The organism is Thauera linaloolentis 47Lol = DSM 12138, assembly GCF_000310205.1.
In the GTDB taxonomy this organism is placed as follows: domain Bacteria; phylum Pseudomonadota; class Gammaproteobacteria; order Burkholderiales; family Rhodocyclaceae; genus Thauera; species Thauera linaloolentis.
In genome coordinates this window covers 95780-112044 of sequence record NZ_AMXE01000001.1, presented here as the reverse complement: position 1 = coordinate 112044, position 16265 = coordinate 95780, and the positions used below count along the sequence as shown (strand labels likewise).

Genomic DNA, 16265 nt, shown 5'->3' with positions numbered 1-16265 from the left:
GGCCGGGTGGGGCGTGCCGCTACTTGTCGTCGGCCGGTTTGCGGCGCGTGCTGCGCGCGGCCGTCTTGGATTCGGTGCCCGCCTTCGCGGTGTCGGCCTGATTCTGCTCGGGGTTCATCAGGTTCCAGGGCCACATCGCCGCCGCTGCGGCAAAGGGGTTGGGGCTGGCTTCCGACGCGGCTTCGTCGGTATTCGCGCGCGAGCCCATCGCCTTCACCGCGGCGATCGCGGCGCGCTGCAGCTCCAGGCCCTGGATGCTCATCTGCAGCATGTTCAGGTTCATCTTCAGCCAGCCCTCGACCGCTTTCATGTCGGTGATGCGCTTGTCGAGCTCTTCGACATCGAGCGTGGGCGTGACCATGCCGGGCAGCGAGAAACCCATGCTGTTCCACATGCCGCGAACGAATTCGAGCGGATCCTGCGCGTTTTGATCCTGAGACATGGAACACTCCCGGTGGGTTGTGGTGATGACTGAATAGTACCCGATGCCTTGCTTTGCCGCTGCAACCGCATCCGCCGCGCGCTCCCGGCTCAGGCCCCGCCGAGCATGCGGTGCATCAGGGCGCGCAGTTTTGCCGGGCGCAGCGGCTTGTGCAGCAGCGGCAGTCCGGCGGCGCGGGCGCGGGCGAGGGCTTCCGGCGCGGTGTCGCCGCTGATGAGCACCGTGTGCGGCGGGCGCCCGGGAGGACGGCGCAGGCGCAGCGCGAGGTCGATGCCGTCGAGCCTGCCGCCCAGGCGCAGGTCGGTGATCAGCACCTCGGGCGGTTCGGTTTCGTCTTCGAGCTGTTCGAGCAGGTGCTCGGCATCGTTGGCGACGATCAGCTCGCAGCCCCAGGATGCGAGCAGGCCAAGCATCGCGTCCCGTACCAGCGGGTCGTCTTCCACCACGGCGACGCGGATGCCGTTCAGGCTGCCGAGGGCGCGGGCGTCCTCGGTCGTGGCCGCCTCGGCTTCGGCGGCGCTCAGCGGCAGCTCCAGGGCGAATACCGAGCCCCGGCCAGGCGCCGAGCGCAGTTCGAGGCGGTGGCCGAGCAGCACGACCAGGCGGCGCACGATCGCGAGCCCGAGCCCGAGCCCCTTGTCACGCGCGCGCTCGGGATTGCCGAGCTGGACGAACTCCTGAAAGATCGCTTGCTGGGATTCGGCGGGAATGCCGGGACCGTTGTCGCGCACCTCCACCCGCAGCGTGTCGCCCCGGCTGCGGCATGCGACCAGGATGCTTCCATCCCGGGTGTGGCGAACGGCGTTGCCGACCAGGTTGCCGACGATGCGTTCGAACAGCATCGGATCGCTGCGCACGTGCGCGGGGATCGTGCGCAGCCGCAAGCGGATGCCGCGCCCGTGGGCGGCAGGCATCTGTTCGTCGCGGATGCGTTCGAGGATGGGAACGGGGTCGAAGCTGCGGATGGCTGGAACGAGCACGCCGGCGTCCAGGCGCGAGATGTCGAGCAGGCTGTCGAGCAATTGCTCCATCGCATCGGCCGAGGCCGCGATGCGGTCGACGATCTGCCGGCTGCGCGCATCGAGCGCCTGTTGCGACAGTTCCGAGATGAAGAGGCCGAGCGCGTGCATCGGCTGGCGCAGATCGTGGCTCGCGGCGGCGAGAAAGTGGGATTTCGACGCGTTGGCGTGCTCGGCCTCGGCCGTGCGGGCGCGCAGTTCGGCGGTGGCCTCGTCGATCTGGCGACGCATGTGGTCGTGCGCGTGTTCGAGGCGCTCGGCCATTTCGTTGACGCCCTGCGCCAGGCGCTGCAGGCTGCCACCGCCGCGCTGCTCCGCGCGCTCGTGCAGCTTGCCGTGGCCGATGCGCAGCACGACGTCCGCCACCGCGCGTATCGGCCCGCTGACGCCACGGCTCAGACGCGCGGCCAGCAGCAGGCTGCCGAACAGCACGACCAGCATCGAGCCGATGCCGGCCAGCAGCAGTTGCGCACGGCGTTGGCTGAGGCGTTCGAGCGAGAGGTCGAGCACCACGGCGCCCTGCGGATGCGGCGGGTCGATGCGCGCGGTGCCGCTCGAAACGAGCGGGAATCCGTCGTCGATCTCGATCGGCATCGGCCGGATCGGCTCGACGAGCCGCAGCATGGTGCCGTCGTGCAGCAGCGTGGCGCTCGAGGCGAGGGGCAGCATCGACGCGGGGCCTGGCAAGGGTGCCGGCGGCGGGCCGCCGGGCCTTCTGCTCGCGGCCAGAAGCTGGCCGTCGCGGTCGAGGATGCGTACCGCCAGAACGTCGTCTTCTCCGGTTGCGGATGACGCGACCTGGTGCAGCGCGCCGGTGTTGCCCGCGAATACCGCCTGCTCGCTCGCGGCCGCTAACTGGCGAGCGAACGCGCGGCCGCGCGCGCTGAGCGCTTCGTCGAGGTCCGAGAGCCGCAGGCCGGTGAACACCGTGGTCATGATCGCGGCGAGGACGAGCATGGGCAGCACTGCCGCCAGCATGACGCGCGCGCGGATACCCCAGCCCGAGATCATGGCGCGGCGCCTTCCTGGCGGCGCAGTTCGCGCGCCAGCGCATCGGCCGACGGCAGGCTGAGGCCCAGTGCGCGCGCGACCCTGTCATTGACGCCGACCTCGAAGCGCTTCGGGCCGCTCACCGGCGAAGGCGGGGAGCCTGCCAGCATGCCGCGCACCGCATCGGCCGCATCCTCGCCGATCTGGGCCGGGGTGGAGTAGAGGCCGAGCAGCGCTCCGGCGCGGACGTAGGCGTCGGAGAAGCCGAGTACCGGCGAGCGGCGGCGAAAGGTCGCGAGCAGGATGTTCTGCACCGTGTAGCGATTGAACACGACAGGGTCGGGTGTGGCGATGAGTACGCCCGGCCTCGAGAGGACGTGCTCCAGGGCCGGAAACAGTTCGTCGTCGTTGGCGAGATGTGCGTGCATGACCTCGAAGTTTGCGCTTTTTGCCGCGCGCTGCAGATTTTCCACCGTGGTCTTGCTGGCCGGGCTCGAGATCAGGGCGATGTTGCGCGTTGCGGGCAAGGCCAGGCCAAGCAGGGCGATGAGCCTGGGCGCCGGCTGGTCGAGCACGATCGCGGCGGCCGGCCCGCCACGCTGCGTGGGGAGCGTTTCGAGCGCGGCGGCGGGCAGCATGGCGTGCACCATCGGTGTCGAGGTGGGAAAGCCGGCGGCAAGCGACGCTGCCTCGCGCCCCAGGGTGACGATCGCGGCGGCCTGCCCGGCGCGCTGCAGGTTTTCGCGGGTGGCCGGAAGGATCTCGATCTCCACTTCCGGAATCGAATCCGCGAGCGCATCGCGCATCGCCGCCATGGCCTGCGCCTGCACGCCGTCGCCGCTGCGGCCGAGGATGAGCACCCGTGGTGCGGCGTTCGTGAGGACGGACACCGCGAGCAGCGTCCCGAGCACGAGGCCGCGCAGCAGGCCGCGGATGGCACGGCCCCCCGTCATCGGCCGTGCTCCGCGGCAGGCGCGGATCCATGGCGGCGCGTATGCGAAGTGGGAAGGAACCGGAGAGCGGAGCATGGCGGGAAACGGCAGATCATTGCGGACGGGCTGGCGTATGGGCGATTGTCTCCGCTTTCCCCCGGACGGGGTGAAAGCGGTGCCAGGCCACGTGCTATGCTTCACACGGCATAAGACATCGAGGCGGCACTCCGGGTGGAACGGCATGTAAGCAGGATACTCATCGTGGAAGACCATGCCCTCGTCCGCGAAGCCATGGCGCAAAGCCTGGCGCGGCTGCAGCCGGGGCTGGAATGCGTCGAGGCGAGCAGTGCCGACCAGGCGCTGGCCTGCCTCGATGCCGATGGCGACATCGATCTGGCGGTGATCGATCTCATGCTGCCCGACATGAATGGCTTTTCACTGCTGGCCGTGCTGGCGAAGCGCTTTCCCGAGGTGCCGGCGGTCGTGGTGTCCGCGATCGATGACGAGGTTTCGGTGCGGCGCGCGATCAAGGCGGGCGCGTCGGGCTATGTCTCGAAGTCCAGTTCCAGCGAGGTCTTGCTGCAGGCCGTGAGAGGCGTGCTCGACGGCGGGGTGCATCTGCCCGACGACAAGTCGGCCACGCAGCCGGCAAGACGCGCCAGGATGCCGGCGAGCGAGCGCTATGGGTTGACGGCCGCGCAGGGGCGCGTGCTCGAACTGCTCGCGGCGGGCAAGACCAACCGGGAGATCGCCGACCTGCTCGGCGTTTCGGAGGGGACGGTCAAGGTGCACATGACCGCGATCTTCCGTGCGCTCGACGTGTCGAGCCGGGCCCAGGCCCTGGTCGTCATGTCGCGCTGCGGCGTGCGCCTCTGAGCGCGTCCGGCCGTGCTTCGGCTGCGTGCCGCCGGGCCTCAGTGGGAGCGCCGCGCCGCGCTGGCCAGGCGCAGGGGCATCTCGGTCGCGGGCAGCGGTTCGACGTCGTCGAGGTGCTCGTCGTCGAGGCTCGTCTCGGCAAAATCGATCTCGAGCACCTGCAGCACCTGGCGCGCGACTGCGCGGCAGGCGTTCGCCAGTGGCGTCGGCAGTTGTTCCGGGATCTGCTTCTGCAGCAGCAGTTTCGATGACGACAGCGCATTGACCGGGCGCAGGATGCGGTGGCGGTGGGCGCCCATCAACTGCGCCACCGTGCGGTCGGCCGCGTCGCGCTGCCAGGCGTTGGTCGGCCATTGGGACGGGACTGCATAGGCGCGCGGAAACATTTCGAGGTCGCGCACCACGGTGCGGATGTCTTCGTGCGATTCGCGGAAGGGCAGCAGCACGATGTCCGACAGCGCATAGAGCTTGCGGTCCATCTCGGTGCGGTTGCCGCCGCCGTCGATGACGCCGATCCAGTTGTCGAGCGCGCGCAGTTTGTCGACGACCTTGGTCAGCGCGTCGCGCGTGCGGGCGTCGGCCGTGACGTAGCGCCGGCCGGCCGGCGACAGGGGCTCGCGCGAGGTGTCGGTGAGCACGCAGGCGGCGCGCTGGCCGAGCAACCCCAGGCCTTGGCACAGCATGTGCGACAGCGTGGTCTTGCCGGTGCCGCCCTTGTTGCCGATCACGCAGATGATTTCAGCCATGAATCCATCCATCCTTTGCTTGCGGCCACGGTCGACCGCATGACCGGGATTATCCCGGGGCGGCGTTCCGCGCAAGCGGTGGAAAAGCAAGGCTTCGACCCGCTATTTCCATCTATCGGCGCCTGCCGCCATGCGTGCCCATCCGATAGACATGAAGCCGTGTCCCGCGCCGGTCGGCGACCTCGACGATCCGTTCCGGTTCGGCGCCGGGCACCACGAAGCCGTTGCTGACGAGCAGGCTGCCCGGCTTCATCTCGGCGCAGGCCTTGGCCCAGACAGCGGCCATCGGGACCGGCGACAGGAAGGCATACACCACATCGTAGTCCGACCACGAGGGAGCGAAAAGGTCGCCGCGCCGCCATTCGATGTTGGGGAAGCGCACCGCGAGCAGGCGGCCGAGCAGCCAGGGGGCGGGCGCCAGCTCGATTCCGGTGAAGCGGCAGTCCGTGCGCATGCGGGCGAGCGGGCGCAGCAGCGAACCCGTGCCCGCGCCGATGTCGAGCACGCATGCCGGCGCGGCGGGCAGCAGGCGGCCGACGGCCGCGGCGGTGGCGCGATTGCTGAGGTAGAGCGGGACCTGGGTGCGGAAGCTGGTCCAGTAGACGAGCAGCAGCAGGACGAAGCCGGCGAGATACCAGCCCGGATGCAGGCCGAGCGCCCGGCTCAGGCCGTGGGCAAGCACTGCGAGGGGCAGGAAGCCGAGATGGATCGCGAGCCACCAGCGCTCGCTGCGCAGCACCAGGGCGCTGGCGGCGGCGAGGCCCGCCTGCGATGCGACCAGCGGCCACAGCCCGCCGAGCGCGCCGGAACTGGCGAGGGCGAAAGCCCCCGCCGTTCCCATGAGCTGGGCGAGCAGGGCTTTGAGGGCTGGCGGCATCGGGTGGCCTGGTGAGTGCGACCCCCCGGATATTAGCTGCCCGGCTGCCCTGGCGGCGACGAGGCTGCTGCGTTTTTCATGCCGCGACCTTGCGCGGCGGCATGCCGGCGGGCTCGCGTGGCGGGGGACTTGCAGGCGCGGCACGCCACTGCGCGAGCAGTTCGCCGCGCTGTTTGGCCGCCCATGCCATGTTCCTCGCCTTGACGTGGCCGAAGCCGCGGATGCGCTCGGGCAACGCCGCGATCTGGATGGCCAGCGGCAGGCGGTCGAAACTCAGGGTGCAGAGCAGTTCGTCGACATCGGTTTCGAATTGCGCGATCAGCGCCCGCTCGGCACGGCGCTCCGCCGTATAGCCGAAGGGGTCCCAGCGCGTGCCGCGCAATCCCTTGAACCGTGCCAGTTGGCGGAAGATCCGCAGCATTCCCGGGCCGAAGCTGCGCTTGGCGCGACGGCCGGTGACGGGGTCGGGGCGTGCCAGCAAGGGGACGGCGAGGTGGAAGCGGACCGTGTAGTCGCCTTCGAACGTCGACTCCAGTTGCCGCCAGAAGGCGGGGTCGGTGTAGAGGCGGGCGACTTCGTATTCGTCCTTATAGGCAAGCAGTCTGGCGTAGCTGCGTGCGACGGCTTCGGCCAGCCGGGTGCTGCCGGCACCGACGCGGTGCGTCTCGGCTTCGCGCACGCGCTGAACCAGGCTGCGGTAGCGGTCGGCGTAGGCTGCGTCCTGGTAGTCCGCCAGCATTGCGGCACGGCGCTCGACCAAGGCGTCGAGCCCGGGCGCCGGGACGCTGGCCGGTGTCCCGGCGGGGGCGAGGAAGCGTTCCACTGCCGCGAGGTCGTGCGCTGCCCGCCGTCCCCACAGGAAGGCGCGCTTGTTCATGTCGATCGCCGCGCCGTTGAGCTCGATGGCCTGCATCAAGGCGCTTTCGGAGACCGGAATCAGCCCGCGCTGCCAGGCAAAGCCGAGCAGCAGGGGATTGACCGCGATGCCTTCGCCGAGCAAGGCCTGCGCCAGGCGCTGCGCATCGATGAAGTCGCTGTCCGGCGAGGTGGCGCCGCGCACGGTGGCGATCATCCGCTCCTGCGGGAAGCGCCAATCCGGATCGTGCGCGAATGCGGCGGTGGGAGTCTCGGCCGTGTTGATGACGGCGCGGCTGCGGCCGGCCGCCATCTTGGCGAGGGCCTCGACGCTCGCGCTGACGATGAGATCGCCGCCGATCACCGCGTCGGCTTCGCCGGCCGCGATCCGGACCGCGTGCAGCGCATCGGGCCGATCGGCGATGCGGATGTGGCTGAAGACCGAGCCGCCCTTCTGGGCAAGCCCGGTCATGTCGAGCACGGTGACGCCCTTGCCGTCGAGGTGGGCCGCCATGCCGATGAGCGCACCGATGGTGACGACGCCGGTGCCGCCCACGCCGGTGACGAGGATGCCGAAGGGCGTGGCCGTCGACGGGACGTGCGGTGCGGGCGGGGGCGGGAGGCGGGATTCGTCGCCGGCGAGGGCCTGGCCCTTGCGCAGGCCGCCGCCTTCGATGGTGACGAAGCTGGGGCAGAAGCCCTTCAGACAGGCGTAGTCCTTGTTGCACGAGGACTGGTCGATGCGGCGCTTGCGGCCCAGATCGGTCTCGACCGGCAGGATCGACATGCAGTTGGATTGCTCGCCGCAGTCGCCGCAGCCTTCGCACACGGCTTCGTTGATGAACACGCGCCGTGCCGGGTCGGGGTAGGTGCCGCGCTTGCGGCGGCGGCGCTTCTCGGCGGCGCAGGTCTGGTCGTAGATCAGCGCCGTGACGCCGCCCGATGCGCGCAGCTCGCGCTGGACGGCATCGAGTTCGTCGCGGTGGCGGATCGGCACGTGGGGAAGGTCGGCCGGCCCGTAGGCGCGTTCGGTGCCGTCGGTGACGACGACGATGTTATGCACGCCTTCGGCCTGCAGCTGGCGCACGATGGTGGGCACGTCGAGCGGACCGTCATGGGGCTGGCCGCCCGTCATCGCGACGGCGTCGTTGTAGAGGATCTTGTAGGTGATGTTCACCCGCGCGGCGACCGACTGGCGAATCGCCATCAGGCCGGAATGGAAGTAGGTGCCGTCGCCGAGGTTGGCGAAGACGTGCCGCTCGTCGGTGAATGGAGCCTGTCCGACCCAGGGCACGCCTTCTCCCCCCATGTGGGTGAAGGTGGCCGTGCGGCGCTCGGGCATCCAGGTGACCATGTAGTGGCAGCCGATGCCGGCCAGCGCACGACTGCCTTCGGGAACGTGGGTCGAGGTGTTGTGCGGGCAGCCGGAGCAGAACGTGGGGATGCGGTCGGCGTCGAAGCTGCGCTGCGACAGGGCGCGCTCCTTGGCCTGGAGGAAGGCGACGCGGGCCTCGATGCGCTCCGAGGTGACGAAGCGGCCGATGCGCAGCGCGATGGCGCGCGCGATCATCGCCGGCGTCAGCTCGCCCGCGGCGGGCAGCAGCCAGTCGCCGTGGTCTATCGTGCCGTCTGCGCGTAGGACGTGCGCCCATTCCCCCTTTTCGTCGAACTTGCCGACGACGCGGGGGCGCACGTCCTCGCGCCAGTTGTAGAGCTCTTCCTTGAGCTGGTATTCGAGCAACTGGCGCTTTTCCTCCACCACCAGGATCTCGTCCAGCCCTTCGGCAAAGCTGCGCACGCCGTCGGCCTCGAGCGGCCACACCATGCCGACCTTGTAGACGCGGAGCCCGATCTGCGCGGCCAGCGCGGCGTCGATGCCGAGGTCGTCGAGTGCCTGGCGCACGTCCAGATAGCTCTTGCCGCTGGTGATGATGCCGAGCCGCGGGGCGGGGGAGTCGATGACGATCTGGTTGAGGTGGTTGGCGCGGGCATACGCGAGCGCGGCATAGAGCTTGTAGTGCAACAGGCGCTTCTCCTGCACCAGCGGCGGGTCGGGCCAGCGCAGGTTGAGGCCGTCGGCCGGCAGCGCGAAATCGGTCGGCATCGCCACCCGCACGCGTTGCGGATCGACGTCCACCGAAGCGGAGGTCTCGACCGTGTCGGCGAGCGCCTTGAACGCGACCCAGCATCCCGAGTAGCGCGATAGCGCGTAGCCATGCACGCCGAAGTCGATGTACTGCTGCACGCCCGCGGGCGCAAGCACCGGCATCATCATCGATTTGAAGAAGTGGTCGGTCTGGTGCGGCAGCGTCGAGGACTTTGCCGCGTGGTCGTCGCCCGCGACCACCAGCACGCCGCCGAAGCGCGCGCTGCCGGCGGCATTGGCGTGGCGGAACACGTCTCCGCAGCGATCCACGCCAGGCCCTTTCCCATACCACATCGCGAACACGCCGTCGTGGCGCGCGCCCGGTGACAACTGTACCTGCTGGCTACCCCACACCGCGGTTGCCGCGAGGTCCTCGTTGACGCCGGGCTGGAAGACGATGCCGCGTTCCTCGAGGTGCCGTCGCGCCTTCCACAGCGTCTGATCGAGGCCGCCCAGCGGCGAGCCGCGATAGCCCGAGACGAAGCCGGCGGTGTCGAGGCCGGCAGCCTCGTCGCGGGACTTCTGGATCATCAGCAGGCGGACCAGCGCCTGGTAGCCGGTGAGATAGACGCGGCCGCTTGCGGCGGTGTACTTGTCGTCCAGGCTGGGCGCCTTCGGGCGCGGATCGCGTTCGGCCATGGTACGGTCTCCTTCCACAAAAAAGGTCTTTTTGTGTCCCGTTGGCACGCCTTGTGGGCGCTCCGTGGATGATGCCGTCGGGTCAGCCTAGTCCCCTCCGCCGGAGGGCGGCAATCCTTGGATACCCTAATGGTGCGGAGGTTGCGGGCTGCGCACGGCCTTCGATGACTGGGTGGCGTTTTTCACCTGCTGGGACGAGGAGGGCACCATGGCTACGATCACGCACGAGCCGGTCGAGCAGGCGGTGGACGAACTCACGCGCCTGTCCGGCGACGAGGAAAGCCGGCGCGCCGCCTCCGTGCGCGAACGCGCGCTGATCAACGGACGCAGCGAGTTGAATGCGGCCGAGCGCAGGGGCAGACAGGCGGCCCACACCGAGGCGGCGCTGAAGATGATCGAAGCAAAGCGCTTCAACGATGCCACCGTCGCGGAGCTTTCCGGATTGAGCGAAGAGGAAGTGCGCCGGCTGCGCGCCCAGGACTGAGGGCGCAGCAGGCTCGGGGCGAACGGAGCCAAAGCGCTACGGCTGCGACAGATCGATCCTCACCACCGGCTCCAGCGGTGCACGTTGGCCTGCCATGCGGGGACATGGGGGAGGTCCAATGAAAAAGGCGGGGCAGCCAAAAGCATGCCCCGCCTCGGACCTTGCGCTGAAAAGCCTTCAGCCCGTCTCGCCAAGGAGGAAGCGCGCCCTACGGCCCGGCTACCCTGCGGGGGCTGAGGTTTGACGGTCGGTCAGAAGTCGTATCTAGCTCCTAAAGTAAGGTTACGTGGCTGGCCGTAGAAGCTGAAGCCAGTTTGCCCCAGGCCTGTGTAATATTTCTTGTCGAACAGATTGCTGATATTCAGCATTGCCGAAAGATGCTGATTGATTCTGTAGCGGGCCATCAAGTCAACCACCACATAATCATCCTGCCTGGTCTTGCTGGAAAGGGATGCATAGTCTGCAGAGGTCTTCGATATCCAACGCGCGCCGCCGCCTATTGTGAGCCCTTGAAAATTGCCTGAGAAACTGTAGGTATTCCACAGTTTCACGGTGTCCAGCGGATGCTCTGGCAACCGCCGAGCGCCAGCGGCATCCTCCGATTTCGTGTGGCTGTAGCTGCCGCTGACGTTCCAGCCCGGCAGCACTTCACCGGCAAGTTCAATGTCGATGCCCTCGGTTTTCACACCATCAACGGCACGGTAATAAGCTCTGCCTGAATCATCGCGGCCGGCGAACTCCGTGGCGTTGTCTGCTTTTGATTGATAAATCGCCACGTTGGCATTCAGGCGGCCATCATAGAACTCACCTTTCCAGCCGGCTTCATAGTTCGAGCCGACCTGCGGATCGATGATCTTGTGATTGATATCAACAACGGTGTTGGGCATGAAAATATCGGTATAGCTGATATAAACCGACTGTTCCGGTGTCAGGTCATACACCAGCCCGGCATAAGGGGTGACTTCGCCAGATTTTTGATAGCCGCTTTTGGAACCATTCCAGGCGCTGTAATATATGTAGTCGGAAACACGTGCACCCAGTAAGACGTGCAGTTTATCGACAGGGTTCAGGCGCAGGACTCCGTAATAGCCGCGTTGGATGTTATAAAAGTCCTGAATACTGGGTGTTGGTTTTTTGGTAAGTGATGGTGATAGTTCCTGTATGTCGGACAGGGTGCCAGTTGTATAGATGGCGCTGTAAGGTGATACCCAGTTGGACTTGTAGCGACTAAACTCATAGCCAACAATTGCCTGATGTTCCCTGCCGAACAACGAGAATGGGCCTTGCAGGTTGATGGCGGCGGATTTCTGGTTTATTGGGTTTGTTAATTTGCCGACTATGGCTATATCCATCTGACCTGTTTCTCTATCCATGGCTGAGCCTGTATAATTTTCCATAAATGTACTGCCACTAAATTTTCGATCCGCATCCATATAGTTTCCGCTCACGACCAGCTTCCAGTCGTTTGCCAGTGCCTGATCGATGTTGAAGAAGTAGTTGGTTGTTTCGAATTTCTCATTTTGATGCTTGGAGACAGCTGTGGTCGAGCGGGGGAAATTAGTTTGTCCTCCATCGGTGTAAATCGCTGGTACATCAGCCCCGCCATTTACTTCATATCTCTGATAGTCGATGCCGAGTCTAAGAGTCGTACTATTGGTGATATCCGCTTCTGCCACACCGTAGAGAACGTCCCGCTTCTGGCTGTAATAGTCAGTAAAGCTATTGTTATCCTGTTTGGCCCCAATCAGGCGCCCTCTCAGCCTGCCGCCTTCTACCAATGGGCCTGAGACATCCACCGAACCACGATAATCATCCCAACGGCCGATGCTGCCCGTCAGGCTGGCCTGGAATTCCTTGGTCGGCCGTTTGCGCACCATATTGACCATGCCGCTTGGATAGCCAGCGCCAGTCATCAGCCCCGTGGCGCCACGCACGATTTCCACCTTGTCGTAGATCGACATGTCGGCAAGGTTCTGCGACATGTTTTGCGTCTGGCTCTCCACATGAGTGGTTAGTCCGTCATATTGGAATTTGTTGATTTCACGACCGCGCGAATAGATATTGAAACGCTCTCCTACATCTCGGGATATGGTGACGCCCGGGGTTTGCTCCAGCACTTTGGTAATGTTGGTCAGCTCCTGATCGTCCATGCGCTGACGGGTGACAACGCTGATCGATTGCGGCGTTTCGCGGATCGACAGATTCATCTTGGTGGCGGTGCTGGTGACGCCGGTGGTGTAGCTGCCGGTGTTTTCGGTGATGGCGCTGCGCTCGGGGCGGGCGATTACGGAAACGGGCGCCAGAACCGCCTCGCCTGAAACGGGCAGGCGCCGCAGTGTCAGCGCGCCGCTGGCGGTGGGCGTCAGCCCCAGGCCGCTGCCTTGCAGGGCCGCGCGCGCGGCCTGCGCGGCGTTGTAGTGGCCTTGCACCGCGGGGGCGGTCAGGCCGCGCACCAGTTCGGCGTCGATGGAAAGCGCCAGCCCGCCTTCGCTGGCGATGCGCGCCAGGGTGCTGCCGAGCGGCTGGGCGGGCAGGCTCCATTGCCGGGGCGTTTGTACCTGGGCGCTTGGGTTCTGCTGGGCGTGTGCCGGGACGAACGAAAGGCCGAGCGCGAGGGCCAGCAGGGTGGGGCGCAGCGGGATGGACAGGCGGCGTGCCGGAGCGGGGCAAGGGGACATCGTGAAATCCTCAGGACGGTGGATGAAAAATCGACTGCTCCGAGGTATGTGTGACGATGCGCGCAAAGCGCCAAAGGTTTTCGCAGCTTTTTTGCGCCGTGGCTTTGCCGCCGTGCGGGCGACGGTGTGGCGCTCAGGCGGGCTGCGCTTCGATGCGCACCAGCCAGCCGCCGCCGTGGGTGGCGATGGTGATGGGCAGGGTCTGAGCCAGCGAGGCCAGCGCCTGATCGGTGTCGTCGAGGGAATAGGTGCCGAACACGCGCAGGTGGGCGGCGCCGGGCGCAAGGCGGATGAAGCCGTGGCGGTAGGGGCGGAGCTGTTCGATGACCTCGACCAGTGGGGCGTCGTGTACTTCGAGCAGGCCGCGTTCCCAAGCGCTGGCGGAGAGGGCGGGGGCGGCGGCCGGAGTGATGATGCCCGCCGCATCTATCCAGGCAGCCTGGCCCTGGGCAAGGGTTGCGGGAGAGCCCCGCGGGGTGCGGAGTTCGACGTGGTGGCGGAGCACGCTGACGAAACTGCGCCCGTCCTGCTGGTGCACCAGAAAGCGGGTGCCCAGCGCACGCACGCTGCCGTTGCGGGTATGGACGATGAATGGCCGCGCGGCGGCCTGGGGCGGGCCGCCCGCCACGTCGGCAATCAGCGCGCCCTGGCGCAGGTGGATGTGGCGCGCATCGGCGCGGTAGTCGATGTCGGCCGCGCTGCGGGCGTTGAGGGTCAGTACGCTGCCGTCTTCCAGGGTGTGCCGGCGGCGTTCGGCGGTGGCGGTGCGCAGGTCGGCGGTCAGGCTGGTCAGCGGGGTGTGGCGCTGGGCGAGCAGGGCGGTGCCCGCGCCGATTCCGGCGATGGCCAGGCCGCCCCGGAGCAGGCGGCGGCGCTGTTTGCCCTTTGTTTCGGCACTGTTCAGGGCGTGGGCGATGGTGTCCGCCTGGCCGGGGTTCCGGCGGTTGAACTGGCGCACGCCGCCGAAGGCGGTATCCAGGCTGCCGGTGAGCCGTGCCCAGTCTTCATGGTGGCGGGGGTCGGCGGCAAGCCAGCGCTGGAAAGCTTGCTGTTCTTCGGCGCTGACTTCGCCGGAGTGGAGGATGACGAGCCAGTCGATGGCGCTGTCGGCCGTGGCGGGCGGCGTCATGGCGCATCCGCCGCGGTCTTGCGCGGCCGGCCGGGCCGGGGCGGCCCCGGCGGAGCCTGGCCCGGGGTGGCCTGACTGGCCAGCATCAGGGCGCACTGGCGGAAGCCCTGCGCCATGTAGTGCCGCACGCTGGCGGTGGAGACACCGAGGCGCTGGGCGATTTCGGCGTAGCCGAGACCGTCGATCTGGCTGTACAGGAAGGCGCGCCGGGCGTTTTCGCTCAGGCCGTCCAGTGCCTGGGCGATGCCGTGCAGGCTTTGCAGCGCCATGAGCAGTTCTTCCGGCGATGGGGCTTCGGTCTCGGGCTGCCGGGCGAGATGGTCGAGGTAGGTTTGTTCGAGGTCGCGGCGCTGCCAGAGCTGGAAGAGCAGGCGCTTGGCCACGGTGGTGAGGAAGGCCCGTGGTTCGCGCAGGGTGTGCAGGTCGTGGCGGTGCATGATCTGCATGAAGGTGTCGGCGGCGAGATCCTCGGCATCCGCGGCGTTGGACAGCCTGCGCCGCAGGCGGGCTCTCAGCCACGGTTCATGCTGCAGGTAGAGCGCTTCCAGGGCGAAATACGTCGCGGCGGGAGGTTTCGCCATGGCGGGATGGGAGTGAGTGACGGGGCCAGCGTCGGATTTTAGGTGATAATGAGTTTTAGTATCAATAACGGCTGTAAGCCGCCAAGCAGATACGAGGGGGCCTGCGGCGGCCTCGATGGCCCTTCTTCCCGGTTTGCCGGCGGGCGCCAAAAAGTGTTTGACACCGATAAACCGGTCGCCTATAGTGCGTGGCTCTCGCGTGGAGGGATACCCAAGCGGTCAACGGGATCAGACTGTAAATCTGACGGCTCAGCCTTCGAAGGTTCGAATCCTTCTCCCTCCACCAGCAATACATGGCGTCGAGCGGCGGATTGATCGCGCTTGGCGTGGTGGTTGAAGTGAATCGGCTGCGAGTTTTCTGCAGTGGCGGCGCGGGTGTAGCTCAATGGTAGAGCAGAAGCCTTCCAAGCTTATGACGAGGGTTCGATTCCCTTCACCCGCTCCAGATGTGCTGTTTTCGGAGCCCTTGTAGCTCAGTGGTAGAGCACTCCCTTGGTAAGGGAGAGGCCACGTGTTCAATCCACGTCAAGGGCACCACTCATTTTCTGCCTGGCCTGGCGCGGCGGCCAATAGATCGGGGTTCCGGTCGGGATTGGGCGCCGCTCTGGTTTTTCTGGTTCTGATTTTAAGGATAGCGATATGGCTAAGGGTAAGTTTGAGCGGACGAAGCCGCACGTCAACGTTGGTACGATCGGTCACGTTGACCACGGCAAGACCACGCTGACGGCCGCGATTACGACGGTGCTGACGAAGAAGTTCGGTGGCGAGGCGAAGGCGTACGACCAGATCGACGCGGCGCCGGAAGAGAAGGCGCGCGGGATCACGATCAACACGGCGCACGTGGAGTACGAGACGGAGTCGCGCCACTACGCGCACGTTGACTGCCCGGGCCACGCGGACTATGTGAAGAACATGATTACCGGTGCGGCGCAGATGGACGGCGCGATCCTGGTGTGCTCGGCCGCTGACGGCCCGATGCCGCAGACGCGCGAGCACATCCTGCTGGCGCGCCAGGTGGGCGTGCCGTACATCATCGTCTTCCTGAACAAGTGCGACATGGTCGACGACGAAGAGCTGCTCGAGCTGGTCGAGATGGAAGTGCGCGAGCTGCTGTCGAAGTACGACTTCCCGGGCGACGACGTGCCGATCATCAAGGGTTCGGCGCTGAAGGCGCTGGAAGGCGATCAGTCCGACATCGGCGAGCCGGCGATCTTCCGCCTGGCCGAAGCGCTGGACAGCTACATTCCGACGCCGGAGCGTGCGATCGACCGTCCGTTCCTGCTGCCGATCGAAGACGTGTTCTCGATCTCGGGCCGCGGCACCGTGGTGACGGGCCGTGTCGAGCGCGGGGTCGTCAAGGTTGGCGAGGAAATCGAGATCGTCGGTATCAAGGCGACGGTCAAGACCATCTGCACGGGCGTGGAAATGTTCCGCAAGCTGCTGGACCAAGGTCAAGCGGGCGACAACGTGGGTGTGCTGCTGCGCGGCACCAAGCGTGAAGACGTCGAGCGTGGCCAGGTTCTGGCCAAGCCGGGTTCGATCACGCCGCACACGCACTTCACGGGTGAAGTGTATGTGCTGTCGAAGGAAGAGGGCGGTCGTCACACGCCGTTCTTCAACAACTACCGTCCGCAGTTCTATTTCCGTACCACGGACGTGACGGGCTCGATCGAGCTGCCGGAAGGCACGGAGATGGTGATGCCGGGCGACAACGTGTCGATCACGGTGAAGCTGATCGCGCCGATCGCGATGGAAGAAGGTCTGCGTTTCGCGATCCGCGAAGGTGGTCGTACCGTCGGTGCCGGCGTCGTTGCCAAGATCATCGAGTAAGACTCTGTACAGACGGAGCCCTTCGGGGGCTCCGTCCCCCG

The 16265-nt window shown here is 66.5% G+C and carries 12 protein-coding genes and 3 tRNA genes; 6 read left to right on the top strand and 9 right to left on the bottom strand.

The window, feature by feature from the left end; translation table 11 throughout:
- Positions 1-19: 19 nt before the first annotated feature.
- The 3 genes from C666_RS00560 to C666_RS00550 all read right to left on the bottom strand — a co-directional run bounded on the left by C666_RS00560 (position 20) and on the right by C666_RS00550 (position 3404).
- Positions 20-442: a PhaM family polyhydroxyalkanoate granule multifunctional regulatory protein gene (locus C666_RS00560; protein ID WP_004332412.1), complete on the bottom strand. Its 423-nt coding sequence runs from the start codon at positions 440-442 to the stop codon at positions 20-22.
- An 89-nt stretch (positions 443-531) separates the two neighbouring features.
- Complete coding sequence (locus C666_RS00555) at positions 532-2472, bottom strand: hybrid sensor histidine kinase/response regulator (protein WP_004332410.1); 1941 nt, start codon at positions 2470-2472, stop codon at positions 532-534.
- Entirely contained in the window at positions 2469-3404 is a 936-nt protein-coding gene (locus C666_RS00550) for an ABC transporter substrate-binding protein (RefSeq protein WP_004332408.1), read from the bottom strand. Before C666_RS00550 ends, C666_RS00555 begins: the two co-directional genes overlap by 4 nt.
- Before the next feature lie 270 nt (positions 3405-3674).
- On the opposite strand from C666_RS00550, the gene C666_RS00545 reads away from it, so the two are divergent.
- Positions 3675-4259 carry a response regulator transcription factor gene (locus C666_RS00545; protein WP_051019850.1) on the top strand — a complete coding sequence of 195 codons (585 nt, stop codon included), beginning with the start codon at positions 3675-3677 and terminating at the stop codon, positions 4257-4259.
- Positions 4260-4297: 38 nt separating this feature from the next.
- On the opposite strand, the gene C666_RS00540 is transcribed toward C666_RS00545, so the two are convergent.
- The 3 genes from C666_RS00540 to C666_RS00530 all read right to left on the bottom strand — a co-directional run bounded on the left by C666_RS00540 (position 4298) and on the right by C666_RS00530 (position 9522).
- A complete protein-coding gene (locus C666_RS00540; RefSeq protein ID WP_004332404.1) occupies positions 4298-5005 on the bottom strand; it encodes a P-loop NTPase family protein in 708 nt (235 codons plus the stop codon).
- A gap of 112 nt (positions 5006-5117) precedes the next feature.
- Entirely contained in the window at positions 5118-5882 is a 765-nt protein-coding gene (locus C666_RS00535) for a class I SAM-dependent methyltransferase (protein ID WP_004332402.1), read from the bottom strand.
- Positions 5883-5958: 76 nt separating this feature from the next.
- Positions 5959-9522 carry an indolepyruvate ferredoxin oxidoreductase family protein gene (locus C666_RS00530; RefSeq protein WP_004332400.1) on the bottom strand — a complete coding sequence of 1188 codons (3564 nt, stop codon included), beginning with the start codon at positions 9520-9522 and terminating at the stop codon, positions 5959-5961.
- Positions 9523-9730: 208 nt separating this feature from the next.
- Here C666_RS00530 and C666_RS00525 point away from each other — a divergent pair, with 208 nt between their 5' ends.
- The gene (locus C666_RS00525; RefSeq protein WP_004332398.1) at positions 9731-10006 is read left to right on the top strand and encodes a hypothetical protein; all 276 of its coding nucleotides are present in this window, start codon (positions 9731-9733) and stop codon (positions 10004-10006) included.
- Positions 10007-10257: 251 nt separating this feature from the next.
- Here the strand turns inward: C666_RS00525 and C666_RS00520 are convergent, their stop codons facing one another.
- The 3 genes from C666_RS00520 to C666_RS00510 all read right to left on the bottom strand — a co-directional run bounded on the left by C666_RS00520 (position 10258) and on the right by C666_RS00510 (position 14394).
- Entirely contained in the window at positions 10258-12684 is a 2427-nt protein-coding gene (locus C666_RS00520) for a TonB-dependent siderophore receptor (protein WP_004332396.1), read from the bottom strand.
- A gap of 133 nt (positions 12685-12817) precedes the next feature.
- Entirely contained in the window at positions 12818-13813 is a 996-nt protein-coding gene (locus tag C666_RS00515; RefSeq protein ID WP_004332394.1) for a FecR family protein, read from the bottom strand.
- A complete protein-coding gene (locus C666_RS00510; protein WP_004332392.1) occupies positions 13810-14394 on the bottom strand; it encodes a sigma-70 family RNA polymerase sigma factor in 585 nt (194 codons plus the stop codon). Before C666_RS00510 ends, C666_RS00515 begins: the two co-directional genes overlap by 4 nt.
- Before the next feature lie 201 nt (positions 14395-14595).
- On the opposite strand from C666_RS00510, the gene C666_RS00505 reads away from it, so the two are divergent.
- The 4 genes from C666_RS00505 (at position 14596) to tuf (ending at position 16224) form a co-directional block, all read left to right on the top strand.
- A tRNA-Tyr gene (locus C666_RS00505) sits at positions 14596-14680 on the top strand.
- Between the two features lie 85 nt (positions 14681-14765).
- Positions 14766-14839: transfer RNA gene (locus C666_RS00500), tRNA-Gly, on the top strand.
- 17 nt (positions 14840-14856) lie between these two features.
- A tRNA-Thr gene (locus C666_RS00495) sits at positions 14857-14931 on the top strand.
- Positions 14932-15033: 102 nt separating this feature from the next.
- On the top strand, positions 15034-16224 hold the full coding sequence (gene tuf, locus C666_RS00490; RefSeq protein ID WP_004332390.1) for an elongation factor Tu: 1191 nt from the start codon (positions 15034-15036) through the stop codon (positions 16222-16224).
- Positions 16225-16265: the final 41 nt, after the last annotated feature.

Excerpts from the sequence above, each read along its gene's own strand:
- C666_RS00560 (WP_004332412.1), bottom strand. The coding sequence starts at position 442 with ATGTCTCAGGATCAAAACGCGCAGGATCCGCTCGAATTCGTTCGCGGC.
- C666_RS00555 (WP_004332410.1), bottom strand. The coding sequence starts at position 2,472 with ATGATCTCGGGCTGGGGTATCCGCGCGCGCGTCATGCTGGCGGCAGTG.
- C666_RS00550 (WP_004332408.1), bottom strand. The coding sequence starts at position 3,404 with ATGACGGGGGGCCGTGCCATCCGCGGCCTGCTGCGCGGCCTCGTGCTC.
- C666_RS00545 (WP_051019850.1), top strand. The coding sequence starts at position 3,675 with ATGGCGCAAAGCCTGGCGCGGCTGCAGCCGGGGCTGGAATGCGTCGAG.
- C666_RS00540 (WP_004332404.1), bottom strand. The coding sequence starts at position 5,005 with ATGGCTGAAATCATCTGCGTGATCGGCAACAAGGGCGGCACCGGCAAG.
- C666_RS00535 (WP_004332402.1), bottom strand. The coding sequence starts at position 5,882 with ATGCCGCCAGCCCTCAAAGCCCTGCTCGCCCAGCTCATGGGAACGGCG.
- C666_RS00530 (WP_004332400.1), bottom strand. The coding sequence starts at position 9,522 with ATGGCCGAACGCGATCCGCGCCCGAAGGCGCCCAGCCTGGACGACAAG.
- C666_RS00525 (WP_004332398.1), top strand. The coding sequence starts at position 9,731 with ATGGCTACGATCACGCACGAGCCGGTCGAGCAGGCGGTGGACGAACTC.
- C666_RS00520 (WP_004332396.1), bottom strand. The coding sequence starts at position 12,684 with ATGTCCCCTTGCCCCGCTCCGGCACGCCGCCTGTCCATCCCGCTGCGC.
- C666_RS00515 (WP_004332394.1), bottom strand. The coding sequence starts at position 13,813 with ATGACGCCGCCCGCCACGGCCGACAGCGCCATCGACTGGCTCGTCATC.
- C666_RS00510 (WP_004332392.1), bottom strand. The coding sequence starts at position 14,394 with ATGGCGAAACCTCCCGCCGCGACGTATTTCGCCCTGGAAGCGCTCTAC.
- tuf (WP_004332390.1), top strand. The coding sequence starts at position 15,034 with ATGGCTAAGGGTAAGTTTGAGCGGACGAAGCCGCACGTCAACGTTGGT.